The following is a 24623-nucleotide window of genomic DNA, read 5'->3' as shown; positions in this document are numbered from 1 at the left end:
AGTTTAAAAGAAGCAGATAAGAGCTGGTTCTTATCCCTTACCTTTTCCCCGGTTAAGCACCTTATATTCCTCATAGCATTCGCTAATAGCGTCGAGGATCTGAAGGTCGTTTGCAGTGCGAATAAAATCTTCGGAATAACTGCATTTATTCAGAATTTCATCAACATCCACGCGCTCCAACTGCAATACGGCCATTAAGGTTTCTCTATCGTATTTACTGGCCAGTAGATTTCGGATCTCGTCATCATCCTTCATTTTCCGAAGTTTCCGCATTTGTTGGGGCCGCTTTCCGAAGACATTGTAGAGAAAATCGGCCGGATTAAAGATGGAACTAAGCACTTTACTTACGGCACCCGGTTGCTGACTCCCGCCTTCGTATCCCGAACTGAGTCCGGAGATTCGATACCTATAATTATCGTAAATAGGGATGATCTTGGCATCAACTTCTACATATCCGGTAAGTTGTACGGGGCGAATTTTCACTTCTTCCAAAGCAATTCCCAACTCGGTCATTTTGATCTTAATATCCCCAAATTTTAACCAGTCGTTCGTCACTCTAACCCTTATGGACTTAAATCCGAGATAACTAAAATACAGGGTATCATTCACTGTGGCTCTGATGGCAAAGTTACCGGCCTCATCGGTGGTGGCTCCCACAACGCTGTTCAGGTTTACTATGTTCACATTTTCCAACGGTTCATCGGTAGCATCGTTTAATACCTGACCTTCGATTAATGGAGGCTGTACAATTGATTCCTGAGAAACGGCTGCAACCGAAACCACTAAAATTAATAATAGAATAATGTTCTTCATAGCAAGTAGTGGTTAAAAGTACACAATATAGACGTAATTTCTAACCGGAAGTTTCATGCCCGCTAAACTTTAGGGCTTTTTTAACTTCTCTTGCGACGACGTCCTCCGGTACCTTTACTGTCCGGACGTTCGCTTTTTCGTCTGCTTTTTCCTTTAAATTTTGGCTTATCATCACCATAACCGCTGCTCCGCTTTTTAAAGCCTCCTTTACTTCCTCCGCTTCCCCGGCTTCTGTCTCGGTCACGACCCCTACTTCCACGGTCTTTTCTTCCTCTTCCGCCCCTATCTTTTGAAACTTCTACCGAGATATTTCGCCCGTCAAGTTTAAAATCATTAAAGATCCCAAGGACCAGATCCATGTGTTTTTCGTCTGTATTGAAGAACGAAAATGTATCTTTTACATCAACCTTATAAACATCATCTTTCCCAAGCTGAAGTAAGTCTCTAAGGAAATCTTTCAGACTCATCCAGTCGAAATCGTCCTTCCCTCCTATATTGATAAAATAACGTACCGAATCTTTTGCGTCATCACGGTATTCATCGCCGGGAGGTGAATTGAGATCCTTGGCACTTTTGTAGTAATTATAGAATCTGGTAAATTCAACAGAGAAGACCTTCTTAATAAGTTCTTCCTTTGTAAAATCCTGAAGAACTTCTTCAATATTAGGAAGGTAGGCATCAATATCGTGGTTTACCTTGGTATTCTTAATGCTGTTGGCTAAATGGAATAACTGAACTTCACAGATCTCTATTCCGCTTGGAATATCTTTTTGTTCAAACTTTTTCTGAATTTTTTTCTCAATGGCATTGATCTTCCGCATCTCACTCTTGGAAACGATCACCATGGATACTCCGCTTTTTCCCGCTCTTCCGGTACGCCCGCTTCGGTGCGTATAGGTTTCAATTTCATCGGGTAACTGATAGTTGATCACGTGCGTAATATCGTCTACATCGATCCCTCTTGCTGCCACATCGGTAGCAACCAGCATTTGTATCTGCCTTTTTCTGAAGGACTTCATCACAAGGTCACGCTGATTCTGACTTAGATCACCGTGCAAGGCAGCAGCATTGTAACCATCGGTAATTAGCTGTTCTGCTACTTTTTGAGTATCTCGCTTTGTACGACAGAATACTACGGAAAAAATATCGGGATTGGCATCGGCAAGTCGCTTTAACGCCTGATAGCGATCTCTTGTATTAACCAGATAGTACTCATGAGAAACACTGTCTGTGCTCACGTTTCTCGACCCAACAGTGATCTCGACCGGCGTATGCATAAACTTTTTAGCGATCGTTGCCACTTCTTTAGGCATGGTTGCGCTAAACAACCAGGTACTTTTATCTTTGGGTGAATGTGATAGAATCTCGGTGATATCTTCATAGAAACCCATATTCAGCATTTCATCCGCCTCGTCGAGAACACAGTATTCGATCTTAGAAATATCGATCATTCTACGTCCTATCATATCCTTCATCCGTCCCGGAGTTGCCACGATGATCTGCGCTCCTTTCTTGATCTGCTTTGCCTGATCCTGAATGCTCGCACCACCGTAAATGGCAACGACATTAAGACCTTTTATATATTTTCCGTAGGCTTCCATCTCATTGGTGATCTGCATACACAGTTCACGGGTTGGAGAAAGAATAAGACCTTGAGTAGTCCGGCTTTCAGCATTGATCTTTTGAAGCATGGGAAACCCGAAAGCAGCAGTTTTACCTGTTCCGGTCTGTGCCAGAGAAACCATATCGGTTTCTTCATTTAAAAGAATTGGAATTGTTTTTTGTTGAACCTCACTTGGGGTTTCAAAACCTAAGTCGGTAATTGCCTGCAATAGATTTTCGTCCAGGCCTAACGATTGGAATGTGCTCATAGTAGTACGTTATGTTTATTTGTGCTGTCCTGAAGCGATCGACAAATAAACTACGGCTTCCTGCAACACTCCTCACCCTGAGGATTTTCAAGCGGCAAAGATACTGCAATTAATGGTATGAAAACGTTTTTAGGTAAAAGATTATTCTCTCTGCTGATTTTATATAAAATTAACCTTCCGATAGATAGTCGATCAATTGCCGAATAGCCTTTCCTCTATGGCCTATGGCGCTTTTTTCTTGCAGACTCATTTCTGCAAATGTCGTACTCAATCCTTCAGGTTGAAAAACAGGATCATATCCAAAGCCTTTATCACCTCTGGGTTCTTCAATGATACTTCCTTCACATATTCCGAGAAAAAGAGTTTCGGCGCCTTTCAAAGTAAGCGCTATGGCTGTTTTAAAGCGGGCCTTTCGGTTTAAATGTCCCTTAAGATTGTCCAACAGTTTTTGCATGTTTGCTTGCGCATTGTTGTCCGGTCCGGCATATCGCGCACTGTATACACCGGGTTCGTCGTTCAGGGAAGTCACCTCCAGTCCTGTATCATCGGCGAAGCAATCGTAGCCATAGCGATCCTTTACGTATGTCGCTTTAAGAGCCGCATTGCCTTCAATAGTATTGGCCGTTTCGGGAATATCTTCTGTGCAGCCAATATCATTCAGACTCAGCAGTTCAATATATGACGGCATTTGCGCAGCGACTTCCTTAAATTTATTTTTATTGTGAGTAGCGAAAACCAGTTGCATTATAACAGATAGATTTAGGTTGAGGGAACGAGACTATTAGCTCATGGAGTGAAGCGCAATACGGTTACCTTCAGTATCAATAAACACCCCCATATATCCATGATCCGGAGAAATTTGAGTTTTTTTCTGAACGATCTTCCCTCCTGCAGCTTCAATACGATCTAATTCCTGCTGTACGTCATTACTGTGAAGATAGACCAAAGGACCTTCCTGACTTGGAATATACGTATCCTGCTTAATTAGTGTGCCGGTTGCCCCCGGCTTTCCTTGAGCAGAAGGAAACCACCCCATCTGCAACCCGCCAAAATCGACTAATTGAATTTCAATCTTAAATACGGATTCATAAAAAGTTTTCGCCCGATCCATATCAGACACCGGGATCTCCACCCAGACAAATACGTTTTGTTCCATGATGTATAGTTTTTCAAATTAGACCTAATTATTTTTCCAATGTTGCTTTAAGCTTAGCCAGACCTTCATCAAAATCCTTTCCTACACTTTTATCCATATTGTAAAACAACATCATCACATTTATTGGAGGGTTATTGTTTCCTTTAAAGCCCCATATCACCTCGGTTTTTGAAGGTTCGATCGCTCTCAGCAACAAGTAGCCGTCACTTACCGTTTTCCAAGGTTTTAAAAATCGGATCTCGGTATCCACCCGTTCGTTCTCGATAAGACCCTTAAGTTCCTGTTCCCCAACACCAACATCCTTTTTATCACTCTCCCATCTGGCCACGAAGCCTACAGTTCCATCAACCCCTTCAAAGGTCTGTTTCATTTCAGGGTCACGACTTTTCCATGGTGACCACTCATCCTGATTCTTTATCATTTTTAGATACTGAAAGACCTCATTAAGTGGTCTGTTTACTACTATACTGCGCTGTACATCGTACTTTCTGGGAGCAACAAGCATAAGAAGCATTATGATGCCAATAAGTACGGCAAAAATATAAACAAGGATCATAAGGAGGAGTTTTTGATTGTTATACTAAACTTACAACTTTTTATCCTCATAATAACGTTCAATGATCTTTTGGGAACTCTTAATGGTCTTTTTCGTCCAGATCATTTCCAGTTCCAGCCGTTCTTTTTCTGAAAGTTGCCAATTTATATTTGAACGCTTCAGCCTAGACACCAATTGCTGAAGAATGATCGCAGCAGATACTGAAATATTCAGACTTTCGGTAAAACCATACATAGGGATCTTTAAATAGCGATCGGCTTCACTCAATACATAATCGCTGAGGCCTTCGTTTTCCTTTCCGAAGAAAAAAGCACACTTTTCTTCAATCTTAAAATCCTCAAGTGAGGTATTGTCAAGATGTGGTGTGGTTGCGATGATCTTATAATCCTGCTTTCGCAAATCTTTAATGCAACGTTCTATGTTATCATGGCGATGCAAACTGACCCACTTTTGAGAACCCATGGCTATTTCCTTATCGATACGTTTGCTGGTCTTTTCTTCTACGACGTGTAAATCCTGTATTCCAAAAACATCACAACTTCGCATCACGGCACTGGTATTGTGCAACTGATAAACATCTTCGGTTACTACGGTAAAATGGCGGGTTCGGTCTGCCAATACTTTTTTAAATAGTTCCTTACGACGATCGGTTAGCAGGCTTTGTAAATATGCAAAGAGTTCGAGATCCAAAGGTATTTTTGTTTTTACGAAGATATAAATTTGTTAGAAGTCGGCCGTTCTGTTTATATATCACAACTTCCGGTTCACGATTCACGATTCACGACTAATACTTCACCCAATCATATTTTAGTATTTTTGAATGGATAAATACATTTTTATGAAAATTGTAGTGCTTAGCGGGGCCGGGATAAGTGCCGAAAGCGGATTAAAGACATTTAGAGACAGTAACGGACTCTGGGAAGGTCATGACGTGATGGAAGTCGCTTCACCACAGGGGTTTTCGAATAATCCGAATCTGGTACTCGACTTTTATAACAAAAGAAGAAAACAACTGCTTGAAGTAGAACCCAACACGGCTCATAAGGCGCTTGTCGAACTTGAATCCGGACATGAGGTGGTGATCATCACTCAAAATGTGGACGATCTTCATGAGCGGGCGGGAAGTTCGAAGGTCATTCATTTGCATGGAGAGCTCCTAAAAGTACGCAGCACCTTCGATGAGGATCTGGTGATGGACTGGCGTACGGATTTGAATATGGGTGATTTTTGTGAACATAATCATCAGTTAAGACCCCATATTGTATGGTTTGGTGAGGCGGTTCCTTTAATGGAGACAGCAATAGACGAAATTGCAACCGCCGATTGTGTGATCATTGTGGGTACTTCAATGCAGGTCTATCCAGCTGCGGGACTTATTGAATACGCTCCCGAACATGCCTCGGTGTATTTTGTGGATCCTTATCCGTCCATACGTTCTTCAGAACGAATAACTGTTCTGGCCGAAAAGGCAACCATCGGGATCCCGAAGGTGGTTGAATGGATAAGTAATAAGTAATGAGAAATGAGAAAGAAGTATGAAGACGGAAGTCCGAAGTCGGGAGACCGAAGTATGAAGTATACATACACAAATAACTTAAACCCTGAAACCAGTATGAAGTGGGCAGTGAGTGGTCGGAATCAAGAGCCGGAAGCCAAGAATTTGAAGGCTAATATCCTTTCGTTTATATGAGGTGAATAATAAATAAAGAATAAATAATAAAAAAAAACCTGAAATTTTCAACTTGCAACATAACCCGCGATGTCTTCTGAATTACTCATTCAAAAACTGAATTATACCAAAGCCTACCGTAAAACCAGACTGGAAGTGGCTCAATGGGTATTGGATCATCCGGAAACGTTTGAGGAACTTTTAAGAGTATGCTTTTCTTCTGAAAAGGAACTTTCCTATAAGGCGACGTGGATCCTGGAGTTTGTTTGTGCCGAACGTTTATCGCTGTTATATCCCCATTTCGAGTTATTTTTTACCAATATTCCAAATGTAAAACGCGATCAGGCGCTCCGTCCCATAGCCAAAGTTTGTGATATGATCGCAGTAAAATATTACAAGGACAATGACCCTGAAATAAAGGATAAATTCTCGGTAGAACACCGAAAGCTAATGACCGAATGTTGCTTCGATTGGCTCATTACCGATCAGAAGGTTGCCTGTAAGGTATTTGCCATGCATGCCTTGTTTTACCTTGGAACGGAATATGACTGGATACATCCCGAATTAAATGTGATCATTTCAGAAAACATACATCACAACAGTCCGGCCTATAAAGCCAGAGGAAAATATGTGCTCGGGAAAATTCAAAAATTCAACCGTCAATAACTCGGTTTCGTCATGGGTTAACTAACAACAAATCCGTATCTTTGCGCTTTCAAATTTCTCACTATGTCCATTCATTCCTTACAGGCAGTATCCCCTATAGACGGGCGCTATGCATCGAAAACCGCATCGCTAATCCCCTTCTTTTCTGAAGAAGCATTAATTCGTTATCGCGTTCAGGTAGAGGTAGAATACTTTATCGCTCTGGTTGAAATGCCATTACCCCAACTGGAAAGTTTTGACAAAAGTAATTTTTCAGAGATTCGGAAATTATATACCTCATTTTCTACCAAGGATGCTCAGCATATAAAGGATACCGAAAAAGTAACTAACCATGATGTTAAGGCCGTAGAATATTTTATAAAAGAAAAATTTGATGCCCTTGGGCTAGAGCAATACAAGGAGTTTATTCACTTCGGACTCACCTCTCAGGATATAAATAATACCGCAATCCCGCTGTCCCTGAAAGAAGCGATGAACGAAGTTTACGTACCGCTTTTTCTGGAACTAAAGAAAAAACTTAAAACACTGGCAAATGAATGGGCAAATATCCCAATGCTTGCTCGAACCCACGGACAGCCGGCCTCTCCTACCCGCTTAGGAAAAGAGATCGAAGTTTTTGCGGTTAGATTGGAGGAACAATTCGATCTGCTCAACAACATAAAAAGTGCTGCCAAATTTGGGGGTGCCACAGGGAATTTTAACGCACATAAGGTCGCTTACCCCGATTTAGACTGGAAGGCCTTCGGAACGCAATTCGTTCAGGAGAAATTAGGGTTACATCACTCCTTCCCCACGACTCAAATAGAGCATTACGACCACATGGCCGCCTTGTTTGATTGTCTGAAAAGAATTAATACCATTGTTCTCGATCTAGATCGGGATATCTGGACCTATGTTTCTATGGATTATTTTAAACAAAAGATCAAAAAAGGGGAAATTGGATCTTCGGCAATGCCTCATAAAGTTAATCCTATAGATTTTGAGAATAGTGAAGGAAATCTGGGGATCGCCAATGCCATCTTCGAACATCTTTCGGCTAAATTACCGGTAAGCAGATTACAAAGAGACCTAACAGATAGTACAGTATTGCGTAATATTGGCGTACCAATTGGGCATACAATAATTGCTTTTCAGTCTACCTTAAAAGGGCTGGATAAATTATTGCTGAATGATGACAAGATAAAAATGGATCTTGAAAATAACTGGGCGGTAGTAGCCGAAGCGATCCAAACAATTCTCCGCAGGGAAGCATATCCGAACGCATATGAAGCACTTAAAGGCCTCACCCGTACCAATGAAACTATTAGCGGTAAGTCCATTACAGATTTTATAGAAACGCTAGATGTATCTGATTCTGTAAAAACTGAAATGAGAAAAATTAGTCCGATGAATTATACGGGGATTTGAAAAAAGGCTCCGGAATATTTCCGGAACCTTTCCTGAATCTTATTTTCCTCACCTAGCGGGGACAGGGTCTCTGTAAAATAAGAATATTTGTTTTGCGCTTATCGTTCTTAATACCATGAAATTACGTGGTATTTTTACATAAAACTCTTTTTACCCCATTTATCGTTCGATAATCTGATAAATTAGGGACATTTTATCAGTTTGTTTGGTTTTAATTAACATAAAACCGCCCTCACAAGGATTTTATTTTAAAAATGGAGCATAAAAAAGGCTCCTCACGGAGCCTCTTAATAATTCTAAATATATTGGGCGTATTGTTAAATGCTATCGGCCTTTACGTCAAACATCTCGCCTAACCCTGTTAATTTTGTGAAATCCAAATCTCCCCGTTCAAGGGTGGTGATCAATTTTGCCATCTGCCCGGGACGCATTTCGTCTCCTAACAACCTGAAGATCGCAAATCCGCGTTCATCATCACTCATAAAAACGATCACTTCATCAATAGTTTCATCATCGCCTACATACTTGAGAGTCGTTTTAATATTGTTCGATTTAAACTTTGTTAGTGTCTGGTATTTCTCCTGATCAATAATGGCTGTCAAAGCATTCCTTTCGGTTTCATACTCTGCTTTATTCCCGCCTTTAATGGGATATGCCACCACATTTATCTTTTTTACTGTATTTAGGATCTCACGTTGTTCTTCAGAAAAATTATTATCGTTGGCTTCCAGTAGACTGGTTGCCAAATCGACTTTTACAAATTTGTTGTCATCCTGCTTGTCTACCAAATAACGCTGTAAAGATCCTTCACTGTTGCAACTCATCATCGAAAAAGCAATCAGAGTGAGTGCGATAATATATCTTACTAATACCATCTTACTGCTTTTTATTTAGGTTCTTCAGTTCTTCACTTCCCGGAACGTCCAGGTCTTGCGTAAGTTTGGAGATTTTCTTAAGATCAATATTTCCGGTAATGCTCATGATCACGGTCATCTTTTTACCGTCTATCACGCCATCCAAATGCATAAGAAGTTCGCTCACAAAGTTCTCGTTCTTCCCTTCTTTAGAATAGAATTTGATGTTCTTCCCGTCATCCTTTACGCGCATTAACTCCCCAAGTCCTTTTGAACTTGAAATATAGGAAGCCACAGACGAATTCATTCGTTTTGCCACTTCCGGGTTATCTGTAGTAAAGATCTTAATATTGTCTAAGTTGTTTACCAACTCCATATATTCTTTTACTTCGGGATCGTCTGACTCCAGATCGATCTTACTTAGTAATTTGAACATGTTCTTGGTTACTACTACCGAGGATACATCTTTTTCATTTTCGAAGGCATCAAAGGCGTTTTGTGCCGACATCAAAAAAGGTGCGATCATTAGGATTGCTATAAGTGCTAACTTTTTCATATGATATTGATTTAGATTATTTTAAAATTTTGTTTTTAGTTTCTGTGAATTCTGAAATGTGCACCAGTTTATTGGCGCCTTTGTTCAGGTTTTCTGAAAGCATCAACATGGTTTGTCTTGCTTCCTGATACGCTGCCAAAGCTTCTTTTTCTTCTGAAGAAAGCTTAGGTTGAGAAAGCATAAAGCTTCCCACTCCCACAGCTACAACCAACATGGCTGCAACTCCATACCACCAGCGATTCGCCGAAGCAGAAGATTGTGAAAGAGATATTTCTTTCGCAGAGGTCTCCTGTTTTGCGGCTTCAAAACCTGCAAACAGAGCCACGTACGGTTCCAGATGTTTTGCAACATCATTGCCATTAAAGTAGCTTCTTAGCTGATTCTCCTCTTGCAGGGTAGTATTTCCTTCAAAATAAGCATCCAATAGGGCTTCTATTTTAGCTAACTCCATAGTTGTAATTTTTTATTAATTGTTCTCTAACTGCCTTTCGTGCTCTCGATAAAGCCACACGTATGGCTGTTTCATTATTGTCTAACATTTGCGCGATCTCCGCAAATTCAAATTGTTCTATGTCCCGAAGTTGTAAAACAATACGTTGTTGTTCGGGAAGTGTCTCCATGATCTTAAACACCATTTCCACGCCTTCATTTCCTTCTACCGTTCGTTCTATATTTTCAGGATTCTGAAAATTATTGTGAACGATCTTTAAATTGGACGCCTGTTTCGATTTTAATCGGTCCAGACAATAATTCTTCGTCATTGTAATGGCAAAAGCTTCAGGATTTTTGTATTCAATTATCTGTTGCTTCCCTTTCCAAAGTTTTAAAAGAACTTCCTGAACAGCATCTTCCGCTTCTTCCGAGGAAACCAATAACCTTTTGGCAAGCCGGTATAACTTGTCTTTAAAAGGCATTACCGTGGTTAAGAACTCAGACTGTTTCATTTATTTTGGTTAGTGAAAAGCATTTATTATGCCGTTCTATTGTTACGACGAACTACTGCAATTTTTGTTACAATTTAGTTGATGTTTCGCAATAATGTCCCTATTTTAGGAGTTTAGAAGACATATTCAGAAAAAATAATTCATGAAAAAGAAGATCCTACTCGCCCTAATCGCGGTCTCTACCTTATTTACCTCATGTTTTGAAGACAGAGATGACACGCTTCAGGTAGCCTCGGCCCTCGAAATACAAAATTTTATTTATCGCGGACTTAATTTCTTTTACCTCTATAAGGCCGATACTCCCGAACTGGCGAACGATGCTTTTGCGAGTTCGGAAGATCTGGATGCTTTTTTAAGTACTTTCACTACTCCTGAAGACCTGTTCGACTTTTTACTGTCCCCCCAAGATAGGTTTAGTTTGCTGGTTGACGATTATATCGCTTTAGAAAATGCGCTGGGCGGAACAACTCTAAATAATGGAATGGAATATGGTTTGGTGTTATATCCCGACAACAGCGGGAATGTCTTCGGATATGTGCGTTACGTGCTTCCCAATACCGACGCAGCTGCTGAAGGTTTACAACGAGGTGATATCTTTAATACAGTAGACGGTCAACAACTCACTGAGAATAATTTTAGCCAGCTTCTTGCTCCGGATACCTATACCATTGGTCTGGCAACATTACAGGGGGAAGATGTGGTCCCGACCGGTGAATCGGTAGAACTTACAAAAACCGAGTATACCGAAAACCCGGTACATATTGCACGAACCTTGACCATAGAAGGACAGAATATCGGTTACCTGATGTACAATAGCTTTACACGTGATTTCGACCCGGAACTCAACGCAGCGTTTGCACAGTTTCAGGCCGACGGAATCACCGAGTTAATATTGGATCTGCGATACAATGGCGGCGGATCTGTGGAAACAGCCGTGGATCTTTCAAGCATGATCACCGGACAATTTAACGGTCAGTTGTTCTATACCGAACAGTGGAATGAGGATCGGCAGGAGGAGTATGCCAGTGATGGCCTTTTTAACAATACCATTTCCACCGGAGAGGCAATTAACAGTTTAAATCTTACCCGTGTCTTTATTTTAACCACAGGTAGAACAGCTTCGGCAAGTGAGTTGGTGATCAACGGTCTTGATCCCTATATTGATGTTGTTCAAGTAGGTGGAACTACCACAGGAAAGTTTCAGGCTTCCTTTCTATTGTACGACGCCCCTGCGCCCGGATTTAGCCGAAGTCAGGCAAACCCCACCCATACGTATGCAATGCTTCCGTTGGTCTTTAAAACAGCCAATGCAAATGGGTTTACCGATTATGTAGACGGACTGGAACCGGATGTGCCATTGGACGAAGATTACAGCAATCTTGGAATTTTAGGAGATGAAAATGAGCCCTTGCTCGCCGAGGCCTTAAACGAGATCTTTCCAACCCACATGCCTGTAAATTACAATTTCAACCGAATGGAAGAAATTTCAGAAAAGAAAGCCGAATTACCGGGGTATCAGCTCATGATCGCTGAAAAAGAATAAACCATACATTAAAAATTCACATTCTATGAAAAAGATTGTTTTTTGTATTGTACTATGTAGTTTAATTATAGCTTGTAAGTCTGATGACACCGGAGAAACTTTGAACACTCCGCTTTCAACATCCGATTCTTTAATAAGCATTGATGAAAATCCCGATTTCGATCAGTTGATAGGCTCTATTGAAGTAGATGGGTCTTTAAATAATTTAACTTTTTCGTTTGTGCAGCAATCTCATCCCGGAGCAGTTAATCTGGATGAGGATACAGGGGAAATGCGCGTTGCCGATCCGGCCATCTTTGATTTCGAAATAAATGAAGAAATTACAGCTGTAGTAAAAATTAGCGACGGAAATACAAGTGTCGAATCGAATGTATCCATAAACATTATAGATCTGTATTATGAAAATACTCAAAGGATAAAGAATATTCACACCACGAGCGGTTGTGGCTACCTATCTACTGATACAGATATAAACATCAATATTTCCAACTATATCATGGAACGTATAAATTATGATGTTTACAGCCAGGCTTGGACAGTAAGTTTGCAACACGATGGTGAACTTATTAACCAATATCGTTTTTGGTATGGGAGCGTTGGTTATTCTTTTTCATCCACATATAATATAACCTATGATTCAAATAATAGAATTATTGCTCTTGAACATAATTTTGAAGATGATGAATTTAATACCTATATAGAGAATTACAGTATTACGTATATAGCAGGGAGAATTGATGTATTGAATGAATCCACAACCGAAGTCACATCAATTTATTTTGACAATGACGGAAGGTTGTCCCGTTATGAGAATAATTCTAAATCGATGGATTATTTATACGATGGAAATGGAAACCTGATTTCTAAGACAGACCAGAGTGGATATCAAATTTTATTTACATATGACACTAAACGCAATCCTTTTCCTGACATCGTATCATTAAATTGGCTTGACGTGGATCATATTATTTTTAGTCAACATTTCGAATTTAACGAACCATTTCATTTTGAATCTAGAAATTGTGGCCTTTGGACAAGCAAAAACAACATACTCGAAGTTCTTAATTCTCAATCCTCAAATCCTGTGATGAGTTATACCTACACGTATGATTCCAATGGATATCCTATATCTAAAACAATAAGTTGCGGTAACGAATCTTTTGAATATAAATACATTCAAGAGCCTTAAATCATATGAATTTCAAGATCTATAAAAGATTAAATATGTATATAACCGGAATTAAACTTCTTTAAATCATGAAATTTAGTTGGCTCATAATCATCATATTGCTCTTTACTTCCTGCAAGTCGGATTGCGCTGATGAAAAACTTTTGTCCTCATGGCAACATATTGAATCCCTTATCGATATTGGAGACGGTAATGGTACTTTTAGTCCTGTTGACAGTAAGAAAGTAATTACGTTTCACGACAACGGCACCGTAACTTCAACGGTCTCCTTTTGTGATAACACACAAGAGGAAACGGGCATGACCGCTACCTATGATAAGAATGCAAAACTTATAACACCCGGCGACTGCAATACTTCCCGGCAAAAGACAGCCTATTATTTCGAAAATGAATTCTTAATTCTCAACTATCAGGGTTGTATTGAACCCTGTCTGGAAAAATACGAGCGCATTACCCAAAACTAAAAATCTAAGGCAAATCCGAGTCGTACATTTCTCCCGAGGGTCTGGTATCTGTACAGTTCTTCATATTCTTCGTCCAAAAGATTTGTAACCCCTGCAAATAGCTTTATAGTATCAGTAGCCTGATGGGATAGTCTCAAATCCAGGACTCCATAACTGCTGAGTAAAATATCCTCACTCACAAATGTTTGCGGGTTAAAGAATGTGTCATTTCTCTCACTATTATATTGATAGTTTACCCCTACGGAAGTCTTAGAACCTAGTTGGTAACCCAGCGTAGCATTAATTTTATGCTCCGGAATGCGCAACGCAAATCGATCATCGGCCTGGGTATTCGTATAATTGGATGAAAATGTCACTCGCTCACCAAATTTTCTCCACAGCGCTACTTCCACTCCGCTGGCTTCAAAGGTTTCAGAAATATTCTGATACTGCGATCGAAAGGTATCGGGGTCGATCACCACAAAATCAACAAAATTTTCTTCATTTCTGTTAAAATAAACAGCGCTTATTCTGAAATCTTCAGAACTAAACTCCAAACCGCCTTCTATAGTGCGATTCTCTTCCGGCAATAACGCTTCATTACCGTAAAGCGGATCGTATAACTGAAACAAAGAAGGGGTAATGTAAGCAGTACTATAAGATCCCAGCAGTTTTAAATTGTTTTCAGAAAACTCAAAAACATAAGACGGATTAAAATTATACACCCAATGACTATCATAGACACTGTGAAGATTAAGGCGGGCTCCTGCATTTAGATTTAACCCAAAATTAGAGATATATACCAGATTCACATAAGGGTCTGCGCTATTGAATTTAGCGGTATCTTCTTCCACATCCTGAGAAAACTGAGTAGCGCCGAAGGGAATGGTGAATGAATTAAAGTTGCTGTTCGTAAAGTTTAATCCCAAAACCACATTAAAATTTTTAATAATTCTGTGATTCAAATAGGTGTCTAATGCATAGGATCTAGAATCGAATTTTGCCGGAAACCCCGATTTGATCTCCCGCTCTATCCAGCTGTAATTATCGTTAAAAACATAAACTCCATTTTTATATTTCCATTCAAAATGCCCACCGGTTCTTAATTGTTTGGTTAACGATTGGTGATTAGCATCGGTATAACTGAAATCATCAAAACCGGCTTTAAATTTTCCGAAGGCGAAAAACTGACTTATAGTAATATCTTCTGAAATGCGATACCCCAGATCTACCCGGCCGTCGAAACGATCAAACACATCACTTTCAAAAGGGTCCTCTCCCTCGGGAGCAGCCACGGCGCTTATTCCGTCTACATAGCGGTTACTGAAGCTCGCGTTGTAAAAGAATTTATTAAGGGTACCGTTTACGGTCGCAAAGTTGGTAAATTCGGCGATATGAAAGTTCTCCTTATCCTCTGAAGAACGATTCGTCCCCAGAGTTGAAATAAAAGTAGCAGCAATAGGTTTTTGAGACGCTTTTTTTGTATTGATACTTATAACAGCAGTCGCAGCACCCGAACCGTATAACACACTGGACGCCCCCTTAATGATCTCAATAGATTCTATGGTGTGGGCAGGAATTAACCGGAGGTCATAATCATTTGAAATTTGAGAAGGATCGGTTAATTGAACGCCGTCTACCATGATCACCACTTGTCTGTTTCTTCCACCGCGAACATAGTAGGAAAGATTCTGGCCAGCATGACTTCTGCTTCCGTTGATCTCTATTCCGGATACCTCATTAATGATCTGAGCCGTAGTTTTACCGGCACTTTGTTCAAGTTGTTCGGCTGTAATTGTGACCACCACCTTTCCGCTATTTTTACGTTCCAGTGGCACCTTGGTGTCGATAAATACCGAATCCAGTGATTCGGCTGTTTGGTTTACCTGTGCTGTTCCGAGGAAACACGTGAGAGAAAAAATTAGAATCAAATAGTTTCTTTTCATTTTTAAGATTAAAAACGGAAATAGAAAGGAAAGCAGAACTGCAGGTTGTTTGTTAGCAACAACCGTTCGTTTATGTTTCCCAAACCTTTATCCCGAAAGTTTGACAAAATAGTTATGAATCCGGCAGGTCTCCTGGCTCGCCTATGGTGCTACCTTCCCGTTTTGGTACATTCAAAACAGTGGTTATGTAGTGGCACGATCCGCTTTCGCGGAAGGCTTACAGTTGCGGGAACAGCTTCGGTTTTTCACCGAATTCCCTTTTAAGAACGCGCATTGCGCTCACCTGAATTCGCATCAAAAATACCACAATTATTAAAATTAATGTCTTTATTTCTTCCTGTTTTATTCAATCATCTTACTTTTGAATATGCAAAAACCAGTATTCTTCCTTTTAGTTTTTATAGCTGCCCTTGGGTGCAAAGACCCGCAGCGATCCCCACTGTCTGAAGCCTCTTCAGAAATATTAAATATAGAATACGCCAAAGGCTTTTCCATCGAACAATTCGACAACTATAAAGTATTGACACTCAGTAATCCGTGGCCGGATGCCGAACAAGAATTTAAATATGCGCTCGTAAACGAAGGTTTTGAGGCTCCTTCAGGAGAATTCGATGCGGTGGTGGAACTTCCACTGAAAAACATCGTAGTTACCTCTACTACGCACATTCCCTCTCTTGAAATGCTTGAAGTCTCAGAAAAACTGGTTGGCTTTCCCAATCTGGATTATATTTCTTCCGAAGCAACCAGAAGAATGATCGCAGATGGTAAAATAATGGAACTGGGAAAAAATGAAGACATCAACACCGAAGTCCTTATCGATCTTTCCCCTGATGTGGTCGTAACCTTTGCGGTAGAAGGAAACAACAGTACCGTAAACACCATTCAAAAGACAGGAATACCTGTGATCTATAACGCCGATTGGACCGAAACGACTCCTCTGGGGAAAGCCGAATGGATCAAATTTTTCGGAGTACTCTTCGGAAAAGAAAAAGAAGCCGATAGTATTTTTAAAACCATTGAAACAGGATACAATGCTGCAAGGGAAACGGCTGCTAAGGCAACCGAAACACCCAAAGTACTTAGTGGTGCCATGTATAAGGATGTTTGGTATCTTCCGCAGGGAAACAGTTGGGCGGCTCAGTTTATAAAAGATGCCAACGGTGACTATCTCTGGAATGATACCGAGGGGACAGGCAGTTTATCCCTCAATCTAGAAGCGGTTTTAGAAAAAGGGAAGAATGCCGAGTACTGGATTGGACCGGGTCAATTTGTAAGCAAGCAGCAAATGGAAGATGCACACAGTGTGTACGCCCAGTTTGATCCGTTTCAAAACAACCATATCTACAGCTTTACAACTAGAAAAGGTGAAACCGGAGGGGTGCTGTATTACGAATTGGCACCGAACCGCCCGGATCTGGTCTTAAAGGACATCATTAAGATCCTTCACCCCGAACTTTTACCGGAACACCAATTGTATTTTTTTAGCCGGATCGAATAATGCAACTCACCAGATCATATCGAAAACCATTTATTGCATTATGCTTGCTGCTCTTCGTAGTCTTTATGATCAATATAAGTCTGGGATCGGTGAACATCGCGTTGGGCGAAGTTTTTTCCACACTTCTCGGTAATGGCGCTTCAAAGGCCAGCTGGGAATATATCGTATTGGATTACCGTCTTCCCAAAGCAATTACTGCCATGTTATCGGGTGGCGGACTCGCAGTCTCAGGCTTGTTAATGCAGACCTTGTTTCGAAATCCGTTGGCAGGTCCCTTTGTTCTGGGGTTAAGCAGCGGAGCCAGCTTGGGTGTTGCTTTTCTAATTCTAGGTGCCGGGGCCTTTGGTGGTTTTTTTGGAAGTATGCTGTTAAGCGAATGGAGTCTGGTGATCGCTTCGGCGGTTGGCAGCTTTTTGGTACTTCTTGCTGTTCTGGCTGTGACTCTAAGAGTTAAGGATACTATGGCGATACTCATCATCGGACTCATGTTTGGAAGCGTAACGGCTGCTATCGTCGCTGTGTTGTCGTATTTCAGTAATGCCGAACAATTGCAGCAGTATATTTTCTGGGGCTTCGGTAGTCTTGGAAATATGTCCTGGAAAGGAATTCTTATTCTAAGTTTTTGCTTTTTCTTTGGAATTTTTCTTGCCTTCTTCAGTAGTAAATCACTGAATGCATTGTTACTGGGTGAAAATTATGCAAAGAGCATGGGCCTTCGAATGAAACGAACCACCTTCATCATCATTATCGCAACTAGCATTCTGGCCGGGAGTATCACCGCTTTTGCCGGACCAATCGCTTTTGTCGGGCTCGCCGTTCCGCACTTAACGCGACAGTTTTTTACCACTTCTAACCATCTTATCTTGCTGCCTGCGGTAATTCTAAGCGGAAGTATTTTAATGTTGCTCTGCGACACTATAGCACAATTGCCTTTCACCGAATATACCCTGCCCATAAATGCGATCACTTCGCTTATTGGAGCTCCTGTGGTGATCTGGTTGCTGGTGAGAAAACGTAAATTATTGTTTTAATGACTTCGGAAGAAAAACATACGGTGCTTCAGGCAAAAGATCTCGCAGTGGGTTATTTCAACAAAAAGAATTCCTCGGTAATATCTGAAGGGATCAATTTTGAATTACAAAAAGGAGAACTCATTGGTCTTGTGGGTGCAAACGGAATTGGAAAATCAACCCTACTGCGTACTTTGGCCGCTATGCAACCGAAATTAAGCGGTACAATTACATTGAATGGAAATGATCTAAGTGCCTATAATTCCATTGAACTCGCCGGTCTTCTTAGCGTGGTGCTAACCGAAGCACAGGCTTCGCGAAATCTTTCGGTACTGGAGCTGGTCTCATTAGGAAGACAACCACATACCAATTGGTTGGGAACCTTATCCGATAACGATAAAATAGTTATAAAAGAAGCTCTTAAAAGTACAGAAACTACAAGTTTATCGCATCGCAAATGTTTTGAGCTCAGTGACGGGCAGTTACAACGGGTGATCATTGCAAGGGCTTTAGCGCAGGACACACCTCTTATACTATTAGATGAGCCCACCACCCACTTAGACCTCTATCATCGCGCCTATATTGTAAAACTGCTTAAAAAGCTGGCCAACGAGACGGGAAAGACCATATTGTTCTCAACCCACGAGATCGATCTGGCGATACAACTTGCCAATAAGTTGATCGTAATGACGCCGGAAAGGACATATTTTGGAAGTCCGTGTTCGCTCATCGAAGCCGGAAGATTTGATGCATTATTTCCTTCAGAAACTATAGATTTTGATGGGAAAACAGGAAAATTCGGAATAAAAGAATAGAAATTGTCCCTATCTTTACGTTACGCAATATCTAATAGTTACACTGTAAATCTCCCTACAATCCGATTGTAAAAAATGAACGAAACCTTCCTCTTTTTAATTCTGGCAGCAGTCTGTATACTGATTGGTGCTTTTTTGGGCAATCTGTTCGCCCGTCTTAAAATGAAAAGTGAGTCCGGGAAACTGGAAGAACGATTGCTTCAGGCACAACATCAGGAAGAAAAGCTTCAGGAACGTTTTGAAAACGTACTAAAAGAGCGGGAAGAGATACGAAAAGAAAAGGAATTTCTCAACGTTGAACTTACCCGACGAAATTCTCAATTCGATAATCTGGAGCAAAGGCATCGGGAACAAAAAGCTGAAGTAGAAAAACTTCAGGAGAAATTCACCAAAGAATTTGAAAATCTGGCCAATAAGATCCTGGATGAGAAATCCACGAAGTTCACCCTTCAGAATAAAGAAAACCTAACCACGATTCTGGACCCCTTGCAGGAGAAGATAAAGAACTTTGAAAAACGTATTGAAGACACTCACAAAGAAAGCATAGACCGTCATGCCATGCTGCGGCAGCAGATCATCGGACTTAAGGAACTCAACGAACAAATGAGCAAGGAAGCCACCAACCTAACCAAAGCCTTGAAGGGAGACAGTAAGATCCAGGGAAATTGGGGCGAACTGGTGCTGGAGCGGGTACTGGAAAAAAGCGGTCTGGAAAAAGACAGGGAATATTTTGTGCAAAACAGTTTTACCAATGATGACGGTCGCAGGGTACTCCCTGATGTGGTTTTGCATTTGCCCGATAATAAAAAAATGATCATCGATTCCAAGGTTTCCTTAAGCGCTTATGAGCGTTTTGTAAATGCCGAAGACGAAGATGACCGAGGTAGGTTTTTAAAGGAGCATGTAAGCTCATTAAAAAAACATATTGACCAACTTAGTGCGAAGAACTATCAGGATATTTATAAGATAGAGAGTCCGGATTTTGTATTGCTTTTTGTTCCCATAGAACCGGCTTTTGCTGTTGCGCTTAATAGTGACACTAATCTGTATAACTGGGCTTTCGAAAAGAATATTGTGATCGTAACTCCTTCTACCCTGCTCGCTACGTTGCGCACTGTAGACAGTATGTGGACTAATGAAAAACAACAGCAGAATGCTCTGGAGATCGCGACTCAGGCAGGACGACTATACGACCAGTTTGTCAACCTCACCGATGACCTTTTAAAAGTGGGTAATCAATTAAACACGGTAAAAGGAAGTTACGATACCACCATGAAAAAACTTACAGGTAAGGGCAACCTTATCACTCGGGTAGAACGGTTGAAAAAATTGGGATCCAAAGCCAGCAAACACATTGACCAGAAGCTTTTAAGCAAGGCGAAGGAAGATGAAGATTAAATTATCATGAAAAAAATACTACTTATCATTCTTGGAGGTCTAGTTGGCATCTACATCCTTTATTTTCTGTTTGTATCTTTTGTGCCATATAGTGAAGGTACTCGTGCCGGTGAGTTGATCAAATTCAGTCATAAAGGCGTGGTTGTAAAAACCTGGGAAGGAGAGATAAGTCAGGGGATTAGCGGTGCCCAGATATTTTCGTTTTCGGTTTTGGACAAGGAGGAAGAAGTAATCCAAAAATTAAAGGAGTTTCAGGGTAAGTATGTAAAACTAACCTACGAAGAGCGCTTTGATACCTTCTTTTTCTGGGGTGATACCAAATATTTTATTTCGGATGTGGAAGAGGAACAATCCCCGCACTTCAACAGAAATTAAAAAACCCGATTACAATTAGAAATAGAATTTATAGTAATAGTTACCTATGTTTAATCTTTATCCAAAACTACCTGAATCGCCTTTACAGCATCTCCTGATCGAACAGTGAGGAAATATAGCCCTTCAGGAAAAACTCCCATATAGATATTGGTAGCTTTATTAGCTACCGGTGCGTCCATTAAGAGTTTACCGTTATAATCGAATAATTGAACACTATCAATGATCAAAGGAGAATCAATTTTTAAATAATCCTTTACAGGATTGGGGTAATACTGAAAAGTTAAGTGCCTATCCTCTTCAACTCCAATAAGGGCAACTTCAATAGTGCCTTGCATCATAGGGTGAACGACACAAAAATACGGATTGCTTCCGGGATCGGTAAACACCCTGTTATACGTTGAACCATTAGGGAGAATACCGCTGTCAAAAGTTTCGGTACTGCCTGAATCTGATGTTACCGAATGTGAAGCTCCATCGGTCCAGATCCAATTAACCGTGTCTCCTGAGGCAACTATTGTAGTGCCAGGGGACGCTCCTGTAAACCAATTGATGTTATGTGTAGTTTGAGCGTAGTTAATAGCAAAGGCAAAAAGTGCCAGCAGGGATAGTAAAATTCTTTTCATAGTAATGATTTTGAGAGATTTATCCCTAGTAATTTACGAATAAAAAATTTAGGAGGCTCTAAAATCACAAAAGAACTACTTACTCAAATACATCTTTCTACGTGAATACAGCTCGTAAAACTCGTCGTCTTTAAGACTATCGATAAACAATATACTCTCCCCGGTACTTTTCATTTCAGGTCCCAGTTGCTTGTTTACGTTCGGGAATTTATTGAAGCTGAAGACCGGCTGTTTTATGGCAAATCCTTCCAATTGCGGATTAAAATCGAAGTCGGTTACCTTACTATGACCTAACATCACCTTTGTGGCATAATTTACATACGGCTCGCCGTAGGCCTTGGCAATAAATGGAACCGTTCTCGACGCTCTCGGGTTAGCTTCAATGATATACACCTTGTCATCCTTTATGGCAAACTGAATATTGATAAGCCCAACGGTATTTAAAGCTAGTGCTATATTTTTAGTATGGTCCTTGATCTGCTGCATCACAAATTCCCCTAAATTAAACGGAGGTAAGGTTGCGTTCGAGTCTCCAGAGTGAATCCCGCAAGGCTCAATATGTTCCATGATTCCAATGATATACACATTATCACCGTCACAGATCGCATCTGCTTCAGCTTCTATGGCACCATCGAGGTAATGATCCAGCAACAACTTGTTATTCGGTATTTTTCGCAGCAAGTCCACCACGTGTTCTTCCAACTCCTTTTTATTGATCACGATCTTCATACCCTGTCCTCCTAATACATAAGAAGGACGTACAAGCAACGGAAAATCTAATTGATCTGCCAAAGCCAATGCCTCGTCTGCAGTTTCGGCTACACCAAACTCGGGATAAGGTATATTGATCTCTTTTAAAATATTGGAAAAGCTTCCGCGATCCTCAGCAAGGTCTAAAGAAGAAAAACTGGTTCCCATGATCTTGATCCCGTAGCGATCAAGCTTTTCAGCCAGCTTTAATGCGGTTTGTCCCCCTAACTGAACGATAACTCCTTCGGGCTTTTCATGCCGAATGATATCGTAGATATGCTCCCAGAAGACCGGTTCGAAATAAAGTTTATCAGCCACGTCAAAATCGGTAGAAACAGTTTCGGGATTACAGTTGATCATGATGGTCTCATAACCCACTTCTGAAGCTGCCAACACACCGTGTACACAGCAGTAATCGAATTCTATCCCCTGACCAATACGGTTGGGTCCCGATCCTAACACGATGATCTTTTTCTTATCACTTACCACACTGTCATTTTCTGAATAACGATTCCCGTCGGCAGTTTCCATCTCGCTCTCGAAGGTAGAATAGTAATAAGGTGTTTCTGCTTTAAATTCGGCTGCACAGGTATCCACCAACTTATAGACTCTTTGAATATTGAGTTCTTCTCGTTTATTGTATACCTGGCTCTCAAGACATTTAAGCATATGTGCGATCTGTCGGTCACCGTACCCTTTTTGCTTGGCTTCAAGTAAGAGTTCGCGGGGCAGAGTTTCTAAAGTAAAAGTCGAAATTTCTTTTTCCAGCAGATAGAGTTCTTCATACTGTCGCAGATACCACATATCAATTTTGGTGATCTCATGTATTCTGCTCAGTGGAATTCCCATTTGTATGGCATCATATATGACGAATACCCTATCCCAACTTGGATTTTCCAATTTGCTGATGATCTGATCATAGTCGGTATAACTTTTGCCGTCGGCGCCAAGTCCGTTTCGTTTTATCTCCAGTGATTGAGTAGCCTTGTGTAAGGCTTCCTGAAAACTTCTTCCAATCCCCATAACTTCCCCAACGGCTTTCATTTGAAGTCCCAAAGTACGGTCCGATCCTTCAAATTTGTCGAAATTCCATCTTGGGATCTTTACAATAACATAATCCAATGTGGGTTCGAACAATGCCGAAGTAGATTTAGTGATCTGATTATCCAGTTCATTCAAATTATATCCGATCGCCAGTTTGGTAGCGATCTTCGCAATGGGATATCCTGTAGCCTTTGAAGCCAAAGCCGAAGATCTGGATACTCGTGGGTTTATTTCAATAGCGATAATTTCTTCTTTTTCATCGGGACTCACTGCAAATTGCACATTACATCCTCCGGCGAAATCTCCAATGCTACGCATCATCTTGATGGCCATATCCCTCATCCGCTGGAAGGTGGTATCGCTTAAGGTCATTGCCGGTGCTACCGTAATGGAATCCCCGGTATGAATTCCCATAGGATCCATATTTTCTATGGTACAAATGATCACTACATTATCGTTGTGGTCACGCAACAGTTCTAACTCGTATTCTTTCCAGCCCATCATAGCCTTATCGATCATCACCTCATGAATAGGGGAAATTTCGAGTCCGCGTGTAAGCAATTCATCAAAATCTTCTTCTTTAAATACGATAGATGCTCCAGCTCCTCCTAAGGTATATGAGGCTCTAATTACAAGAGGAAACCCGAATTCCTGAGCAATTTCCTTTCCTTTGAGGTAAGAGTTTGCTGTGGCTTGAGGAGCCATGGGTACCCCGATCTTCTCCATTAAGTTACGAAACTGTTCTCTATCCTCAGTTATGTTAATGGCATCAATATCTACCCCAATAAGCTCAACATTAAAATCGTTCCATATCCCCTTTTCATCTGCTTCTATACACAGATTTAAAGCGGTTTGCCCCCCCATAGTTGGTAAAACCGCATCAATTTGAGGATGTTCCTTAAGAATTTTTATGATGGATTTGGTAGTTAAGGGAAGCAGGTAAACATGATCGGCCATTGTGGGGTCGGTCATGATGGTTGCAGGATTCGAGTTAATTAAAATGGTTTCAATTCCATCTTCCCGTAGTGACCTCAGTGATTGAGAACCCGAGTAATCGAATTCGCATGCCTGGCCAATGACTATAGGTCCGGAGCCGATAATTAAGATGGATTTCAAAGAAGCATTTTTGGGCATTTTTCAGATCAATTTTTATTGTGGTACAAAATTACGATGCATTAGGGTATAAAAAAAAGGTGCTGTTAAAAAACAACACCTTTTTATTTATGACTTATCAACATTATTTTTTGTGACGAGTTTCAGAAGATACAGAAAGTTTCTTTCTGCCTTTCGCTCTACGCGCGGCAAGTACTTTTCTACCGTTTACAGACGCCATACGCTCTCTAAAACCGTGTTTGTTTCTTCTCTTTCTCTTTGATGGCTGAAATGTTCTTTTCATTGCAAATGGATTAAACTTCTGAAAATATTCGTTTGTTTGACCTCCTCTAAAAGTCGGGTGCAAATATACAATCATTTTTTACTTTCCCAAACCTAAAATCA

26 protein-coding genes and 1 riboswitch are annotated in these 24623 nt (G+C 40.7%); of the genes, 12 read left to right on the top strand and 14 right to left on the bottom strand.

The window, feature by feature from the left end; genetic code table 11:
- Window positions 1-30 precede the first annotated feature (30 nt).
- The 6 genes from ALE3EI_RS10050 to ALE3EI_RS10025 all read right to left on the bottom strand — a co-directional run bounded on the left by ALE3EI_RS10050 (window position 31) and on the right by ALE3EI_RS10025 (window position 5086).
- On the bottom strand, window positions 31-813 hold the full coding sequence (locus tag ALE3EI_RS10050; RefSeq protein WP_186988271.1) for a carboxypeptidase-like regulatory domain-containing protein: 783 nt from the start codon (window positions 811-813) through the stop codon (window positions 31-33).
- 80 nt (window positions 814-893) lie between these two features.
- Entirely contained in the window at window positions 894-2684 is a 1791-nt protein-coding gene (locus tag ALE3EI_RS10045; protein ID WP_186988269.1) for a DEAD/DEAH box helicase, read from the bottom strand.
- A gap of 169 nt (window positions 2685-2853) precedes the next feature.
- Window positions 2854-3429, bottom strand: a complete 576-nt coding sequence (locus tag ALE3EI_RS10040) for a non-canonical purine NTP diphosphatase (protein ID WP_186988267.1) — start codon at window positions 3427-3429, stop codon at window positions 2854-2856.
- A gap of 36 nt (window positions 3430-3465) precedes the next feature.
- Window positions 3466-3840: a VOC family protein gene (locus ALE3EI_RS10035; RefSeq protein WP_186988265.1), complete on the bottom strand. Its 375-nt coding sequence runs from the start codon at window positions 3838-3840 to the stop codon at window positions 3466-3468.
- 28 nt (window positions 3841-3868) lie between these two features.
- Window positions 3869-4396, bottom strand: a complete 528-nt coding sequence (locus ALE3EI_RS10030; protein WP_186988263.1) for an SRPBCC family protein — start codon at window positions 4394-4396, stop codon at window positions 3869-3871.
- A 30-nt stretch (window positions 4397-4426) separates the two neighbouring features.
- Window positions 4427-5086 carry a TrmH family RNA methyltransferase gene (locus ALE3EI_RS10025; protein ID WP_233279952.1) on the bottom strand — a complete coding sequence of 220 codons (660 nt, stop codon included), beginning with the start codon at window positions 5084-5086 and terminating at the stop codon, window positions 4427-4429.
- A gap of 148 nt (window positions 5087-5234) precedes the next feature.
- Here ALE3EI_RS10025 and ALE3EI_RS10020 point away from each other — a divergent pair, with 148 nt between their 5' ends.
- From ALE3EI_RS10020 to purB, 4 genes are all read left to right on the top strand, one after another.
- A complete protein-coding gene (locus ALE3EI_RS10020; RefSeq protein WP_186988261.1) occupies window positions 5235-5912 on the top strand; it encodes an SIR2 family NAD-dependent protein deacylase in 678 nt (225 codons plus the stop codon).
- 6 nt (window positions 5913-5918) lie between these two features.
- Entirely contained in the window at window positions 5919-6086 is a 168-nt protein-coding gene (locus tag ALE3EI_RS10015) for a hypothetical protein (protein WP_186988259.1), read from the top strand.
- 69 nt (window positions 6087-6155) lie between these two features.
- Window positions 6156-6731, top strand: coding sequence for an adenylosuccinate lyase (locus ALE3EI_RS10010; RefSeq protein WP_186988257.1), 576 nt, complete (start codon window positions 6156-6158; stop codon window positions 6729-6731).
- 63 nt (window positions 6732-6794) lie between these two features.
- Entirely contained in the window at window positions 6795-8138 is a 1344-nt protein-coding gene (gene purB, locus ALE3EI_RS10005; protein ID WP_186988255.1) for an adenylosuccinate lyase, read from the top strand.
- A gap of 317 nt (window positions 8139-8455) precedes the next feature.
- Here the strand turns inward: purB and ALE3EI_RS10000 are convergent, their stop codons facing one another.
- From ALE3EI_RS10000 to ALE3EI_RS09985, 4 genes are read right to left on the bottom strand one after another with little or no spacing between them, the layout of a single operon-like run.
- Window positions 8456-9013 carry a DUF4252 domain-containing protein gene (locus tag ALE3EI_RS10000; RefSeq protein WP_186988253.1) on the bottom strand — a complete coding sequence of 186 codons (558 nt, stop codon included), beginning with the start codon at window positions 9011-9013 and terminating at the stop codon, window positions 8456-8458.
- 1 nt (window position 9014) lies between these two features.
- Window positions 9015-9548 (bottom strand): DUF4252 domain-containing protein, encoded by a 534-nt coding sequence (locus ALE3EI_RS09995; protein WP_186988251.1) that lies wholly within the window; start codon window positions 9546-9548, stop codon window positions 9015-9017.
- 16 nt (window positions 9549-9564) lie between these two features.
- Window positions 9565-9999 (bottom strand): hypothetical protein, encoded by a 435-nt coding sequence (locus ALE3EI_RS09990; protein ID WP_186988249.1) that lies wholly within the window; start codon window positions 9997-9999, stop codon window positions 9565-9567.
- The gene (locus ALE3EI_RS09985) at window positions 9986-10492 is read right to left on the bottom strand and encodes an RNA polymerase sigma factor (RefSeq protein ID WP_186988247.1); all 507 of its coding nucleotides are present in this window, start codon (window positions 10490-10492) and stop codon (window positions 9986-9988) included. Before ALE3EI_RS09985 ends, ALE3EI_RS09990 begins: the two co-directional genes overlap by 14 nt.
- 142 nt (window positions 10493-10634) lie before the next feature.
- Here ALE3EI_RS09985 and ALE3EI_RS09980 point away from each other — a divergent pair, with 142 nt between their 5' ends.
- The 3 genes from ALE3EI_RS09980 (at window position 10635) to ALE3EI_RS09970 (ending at window position 13688) form a co-directional block, all read left to right on the top strand.
- Window positions 10635-12035, top strand: coding sequence for a S41 family peptidase (locus ALE3EI_RS09980; RefSeq protein ID WP_186988245.1), 1401 nt, complete (start codon window positions 10635-10637; stop codon window positions 12033-12035).
- 25 nt (window positions 12036-12060) lie between these two features.
- The gene (locus ALE3EI_RS09975; RefSeq protein WP_186988243.1) at window positions 12061-13224 is read left to right on the top strand and encodes a cadherin repeat domain-containing protein; all 1164 of its coding nucleotides are present in this window, start codon (window positions 12061-12063) and stop codon (window positions 13222-13224) included.
- Between the two features lie 68 nt (window positions 13225-13292).
- On the top strand, window positions 13293-13688 hold the full coding sequence (locus tag ALE3EI_RS09970; RefSeq protein ID WP_186988241.1) for a hypothetical protein: 396 nt from the start codon (window positions 13293-13295) through the stop codon (window positions 13686-13688).
- Here ALE3EI_RS09970 and ALE3EI_RS09965 read toward each other — a convergent pair.
- The gene (locus ALE3EI_RS09965) at window positions 13685-15613 is read right to left on the bottom strand and encodes a TonB-dependent receptor plug domain-containing protein (protein ID WP_186988239.1); all 1929 of its coding nucleotides are present in this window, start codon (window positions 15611-15613) and stop codon (window positions 13685-13687) included. The two genes, ALE3EI_RS09970 and ALE3EI_RS09965, sit on opposite strands and share 4 nt — an antisense overlap.
- Window positions 15614-15718: 105 nt before the next feature.
- Window positions 15719-15915: riboswitch (cobalamin riboswitch) on the bottom strand.
- Window positions 15916-15980: 65 nt separating this feature from the next.
- Between ALE3EI_RS09965 and ALE3EI_RS09960 the strand changes: the two genes are divergently transcribed.
- From ALE3EI_RS09960 to ALE3EI_RS09940, 5 genes are all read left to right on the top strand, one after another.
- Entirely contained in the window at window positions 15981-17111 is a 1131-nt protein-coding gene (locus ALE3EI_RS09960; protein ID WP_186988237.1) for an ABC transporter substrate-binding protein, read from the top strand.
- Window positions 17111-18142: a FecCD family ABC transporter permease gene (locus tag ALE3EI_RS09955; RefSeq protein ID WP_186988235.1), complete on the top strand. Its 1032-nt coding sequence runs from the start codon at window positions 17111-17113 to the stop codon at window positions 18140-18142. The genes ALE3EI_RS09960 and ALE3EI_RS09955 overlap by 1 nt, the downstream gene beginning before the upstream one ends.
- The gene (locus ALE3EI_RS09950; RefSeq protein ID WP_186988233.1) at window positions 18142-18936 is read left to right on the top strand and encodes an ABC transporter ATP-binding protein; all 795 of its coding nucleotides are present in this window, start codon (window positions 18142-18144) and stop codon (window positions 18934-18936) included. The genes ALE3EI_RS09955 and ALE3EI_RS09950 overlap by 1 nt, the downstream gene beginning before the upstream one ends.
- 75 nt (window positions 18937-19011) lie before the next feature.
- On the top strand, window positions 19012-20334 hold the full coding sequence (rmuC, locus tag ALE3EI_RS09945) for a DNA recombination protein RmuC (RefSeq protein WP_186988231.1): 1323 nt from the start codon (window positions 19012-19014) through the stop codon (window positions 20332-20334).
- Between the two features lie 6 nt (window positions 20335-20340).
- On the top strand, window positions 20341-20709 hold the full coding sequence (locus tag ALE3EI_RS09940) for a 6-phosphogluconate dehydrogenase (RefSeq protein WP_186988229.1): 369 nt from the start codon (window positions 20341-20343) through the stop codon (window positions 20707-20709).
- A gap of 50 nt (window positions 20710-20759) precedes the next feature.
- On the opposite strand, the gene ALE3EI_RS09935 is transcribed toward ALE3EI_RS09940, so the two are convergent.
- The 3 genes from ALE3EI_RS09935 to rpmH all read right to left on the bottom strand — a co-directional run bounded on the left by ALE3EI_RS09935 (window position 20760) and on the right by rpmH (window position 24522).
- Window positions 20760-21332 (bottom strand): T9SS type A sorting domain-containing protein, encoded by a 573-nt coding sequence (locus ALE3EI_RS09935; RefSeq protein WP_186988227.1) that lies wholly within the window; start codon window positions 21330-21332, stop codon window positions 20760-20762.
- A 75-nt stretch (window positions 21333-21407) separates the two neighbouring features.
- Window positions 21408-24260, bottom strand: coding sequence for a carbamoyl-phosphate synthase large subunit (gene carB, locus ALE3EI_RS09930; protein ID WP_186988225.1), 2853 nt, complete (start codon window positions 24258-24260; stop codon window positions 21408-21410).
- Window positions 24261-24363: 103 nt separating this feature from the next.
- Window positions 24364-24522 (bottom strand): 50S ribosomal protein L34, encoded by a 159-nt coding sequence (gene rpmH / locus ALE3EI_RS09925; RefSeq protein WP_114492135.1) that lies wholly within the window; start codon window positions 24520-24522, stop codon window positions 24364-24366.
- Window positions 24523-24623: the final 101 nt, after the last annotated feature.

The organism is Constantimarinum furrinae (genome assembly GCF_014295415.1).
GTDB lineage: Bacteria > Bacteroidota > Bacteroidia > Flavobacteriales > Flavobacteriaceae > Constantimarinum > Constantimarinum furrinae.
The sequence above is the reverse complement of the archived record's forward strand: the minus strand, read 5'-3'. Positions and strand labels throughout refer to the sequence as shown.